The sequence below is a fragment of the Corallococcus sp. AB032C genome, from assembly GCF_003668935.1.
Lineage (GTDB): Bacteria > Myxococcota > Myxococcia > Myxococcales > Myxococcaceae > Corallococcus > Corallococcus exiguus.
This window is the reverse complement of sequence record NZ_RAWP01000292.1, coordinates 1-742: the sequence shown is the minus strand read 5'-3', so window position 1 is coordinate 742 and position 742 is coordinate 1. Positions and strand designations below refer to the sequence as shown.

1 protein-coding gene is annotated in these 742 nt (G+C 61.7%); it reads left to right on the top strand.

Translation table 11 applies throughout. From position 1 onward, the window contains the following. Positions 1–347: 347 nt before the first annotated feature. On the top strand, positions 348–581 hold the full coding sequence (locus tag D7X99_RS42145) for a hypothetical protein (RefSeq protein WP_199756445.1): 234 nt from the start codon (positions 348–350) through the stop codon (positions 579–581). Positions 582–742: the final 161 nt, after the last annotated feature.

The following is a 742-nucleotide window of genomic DNA, read 5'->3' as shown; positions in this document are numbered from 1 at the left end:
TAACAAACCTCCCTACAGACATCCACATTTCTCTCAAAACAGGCCAGTCCAAACTGGGTTGGAAAATCGATTGGCTTTGCAGGATCCACCGCCAGTGCAACCACCTATTACCCTACCTCCTCTTCCTCCTAATGCACAAGCTGAAGCAGAGGCTCAAGTAGAGCTGCATAGGAGAAATGCTGAGGCCAACAGAGAAGTGCAGATTGATATCAGATGACCTCTAGCTTTGGTTAAACCTGCCAAGATGAACATTCCTGAATTTGATGGAAGAGGCACAGATTCGTGGATACAAACCATTGAAATGTATTTTGATGCCGCTAGAACGCCGACTGAAAGTAAAACAGAAATTGCAGTACAGCCGCGAGGCCGTGGACCTGCAGGCGGCCAGTGCCCTGGACCTCGTGGCCCACGTGGACCGCACACCCGCCGGTCGACGATTGACCGAGGTGTGCGTCCTGGCACTGGGAGACGGTGTGCTGCGCACCCTGCCCGCGCTGACCACCACGGACGGCCACCCGGTGCAGGGCCCCGGGTGGCCCCGACTGGCGCAGCTGCTGGCCCGCGGACGGGAGCTGTCGTGACGGCCGCCGTGCTCGCGGGCGCTCTGGTGCTCGCCGCCCTGCTCCTCGGCACAGGTACTGCCGCACCCGCCGGTCGGCTGAGGTCGGCAGGCGTTCTGTCCCCGTCGCGCGCGGGCGCGACGCCGCGCCCGCGGCTGCTCGCAAGGTGGCGGCGCCGGGAC